At 47.7% G+C, this 3,021-nt stretch carries 1 protein-coding gene; it reads right to left on the bottom strand.

The window, feature by feature from the left end:
• Positions 1-809 precede the first annotated feature (809 nt).
• Positions 810-3,021, bottom strand: a 2,212-nt coding sequence (locus tag QT987_RS27900; RefSeq protein ID WP_333246576.1) for a Calx-beta domain-containing protein, incomplete at its 5' end; no start/stop codon positions are given.

The raw sequence follows: 3,021 nt of genomic DNA, 5'->3' as shown, positions 1-3,021 counted from the left end.
GCCCGTCCTTTTTGGACGGGCGGGACGCCCATCCCACTTTCAAGAGTGGAAGTTATTTAATTCTCATTCCTTAGTTAGTACCAACTTAAAAGCTGTACAAAATGTGCAGTAAGACGATCGAATAAAAAAAGCCCAAATCCACAGGGCAAAATCGATTCAGTGAAGTAAAGCTATGTCCGAAAGTTCCTTTGATAAAACTAAAAACTGCCCAAAATATACCGAATGTCAAATTGCCATCTTGGTTTGATTTCCCCATCTTGGGGGCGATCGCTAAACCCACCTTTTGGTTAATCTTAGCATTGCTCCCAGTCTGGGCGAGTTGGCAGATTTGGCAACTGTTACGTTTTTACAAAAAATTAAGGATTAAGTAGGTAATAGCAAAAAACACTAAGCTGTTGCGGCCTTTAAATTGTATGTCCAAAAAAATCCAAGTCTTGTGGGGAGTACGGGTTGGGCGTCCAGCCCGCCCTGAATATACAATTTAAATGTGCAACAGCTTAATATCCAATCGATAATTTTCGGGGCGAATTTTTACCAACAAGAATTGCCCAAAAACTACGCTCTCAAAAACTCCATCCCAATGGCAAATCGCCATCTATTTTTTTCAAAATATAGCAATCCTCGCATCAGTTGTAAAAATATGTAGGGGTAGTGCTAAGAGTGACTACCCCAGCCTGCATCGGGGCAACCGGGCGTTGGTTTTTCCCTACAAGAATTACACAAATCATTTAGGATTGCTATACAAGAGTTCAAGGTCGTACTCGAATAACGCGCGTAGCATCTAAGAGTACGACCTTGAAATGGTTCTATCAGACCCAAGTAGCAGATGGGTTGAAGGACACGAAACTCGGACCTACCCCAGCAATTAGATTCGGGTCAGTGCCACCCACAATGGGCTCTGTAGGTGAAGGCCACAACCAGTTCTGGGTGCCAGCGACTGTCATAGTAGGATTAGCGATCGCCGCCCCGTCGAAAGAGTTGGTGATGAAATTGCTCATATCCACTGTTCCCGGCCCTGAACCACCAAGCAAGCTGGAATCCTGTAGCCCGCTATCACCGATCGCACTAGCGGAACGAAAGCCAGTAAGTAGGTCGGGGGTCATGCTCGATGAAGTTAAGTTAGTCATCACAGCAGGTGCAACATCATTGTCTACGATGTTCAAAATGGCGGTGCTTTGCGTTCCAATCGTGGCATTGCCTGTAGCAATAGCCAAACTTAAGTTGACTGTTTCGTTAGACTCTGGCAAACTATTCTCCTGGATTGGAATAGTGATGGTTTTGGCCGTGCTGTCCCCAGAGGCAAAATTAACAGCAATGGGACTAATATTGATGTAGTCATCAGGGGCAACAGCAGTACCATCGCTCAAGTTCACCGTGGCTGAGACGGCGCCAGTAGCACTGCCAATGCGTGTAACTGTCACGGCTGCATTCCGCGTGCCTTCGTTGACGCTAAAGAAGGCAGCACTAAATTGCAGCGTGCTGTCATCGTCCGCGATGTTCAAAATGGCGTTGCTTTGCGTTCCAATCGTGGCATTGCCTGTAGGGTTGATCAAACTTAAGTTGACTCTTTCGGTACCCTCCACCAAAGTATCGTTGACGATCGGAATATCGACAATTTTGGGTGCAGCATCCCCATCAGCAAAATTGACAAGGATGGGAGCATTGTCGTAGTCATCAGCAACAGCAGTAAGATTACTGAGGTTTACCGTGGCTGAGACTGCACCAGTCGTACTGCCAGTGCGTGTAACTGTTACTGCTGAAACAATCCTTCCGTTTTCATTAACCCTGAAAGTAGGAGCACTAAATTGCAGGCTGCTGTCATTGTCCACTATGTCCAAGTTAGCGGTGCTTTGCGTTCCAATCGTGGCATTGCCTGTAGGGTTGGTCAAACTTAAGTTGAGTGTTTCGATACCCTCCACCAAAGTATCGTTGGCGATCGGAATGGTGACAATTTTGGGTGCGGTGTCCCCAGCGGCAAAATTGACAGTCAGGGGAGTAATGGTGTAATCCCCAGGGGCAACAGCAGTACCATCGGTCAAGTTCACAGTGGCTGAGACGGCGCCAATAGCACTGCCAATGCGAGTGACAGTCACGGCTGCAATCGGCGTGCCATCTTCGTTGAGACTAAAGGTAGGGGAACTAAATTGCAGGCTGCTGTCATTATCTGCGATGTTCAAAATGGCAGTACCTTGCGTTCCAATCGAGGCATTGCCTGTAGGGTTGGTCAAACTTAAGTTGACTCTTTCGGTACCCTCCACCAAAGTATCGTTGACGATCGGAATATCGACAATTTTGGATGCAGCATCCCCAGCGGCAAAATTCACCACAATCGCCTGATTGTCGTAATCACCAGGGGCAACAGCAGTACCATCGCTCAATTCCACCGTGGCTGAGACTGCACCAGTGGTACTGCCAGTGCGTGTAACTGTTACTGCTGAAACAATCCTTCCGTTTTCATTAACCCTGAAAGTAGGAGCACTAAATTGCAGGGTGCTGTCATTGTCCACTATGTCCAAGGTAGCGGTGCTTTGGGTTCCAATCGTGGCACCATTCGGGTTGGTCAAAGTTAAGTTGAGTGTTTCGGTATCCTCTACCAAAGTATCGTTGACGATCGGAATGGTGATGGTTTGGGGTGCAGCATCCCCAGCGGCAAAATTGACAGTCAGGGGAGTATTGGTGTAATCATCAGGGGCGATAGCAGTACCATCGCTCAATTCCACCGTGGCACTGGCGGCACCAGTGGTACTGCCAGTACGTGTAACTGTTACTGCTGCAACTGTTGTTCCATCTTCGTTGACGCTGAAAGTAGGAGCACTAAATTCCAGGCTGCTGTCATCGTCTGCGATGTCCAAGGTAGCGGTGCTTTGCGTTCCAATCGTTGCACCATTCGGGTTGGTCAAAGTTAAGTTGAGTGTTTCGGTATCCTCTACCAAAGTATCGTTGACGATCGGAATGGTGATGGTTTGGGGTGCAGCATCCCCAGCGGCAAAATTGACAGTCAGGGGAGTATTGGTGTAATCA

Source organism: Microcoleus sp. SVA1B4 (assembly GCF_036700545.1).
GTDB lineage: Bacteria > Cyanobacteriota > Cyanobacteriia > Cyanobacteriales > Microcoleaceae > Microcoleus.
Note: the sequence above shows the minus strand (reverse complement) of the source record. Positions and strands in the feature narration are given on the sequence as shown.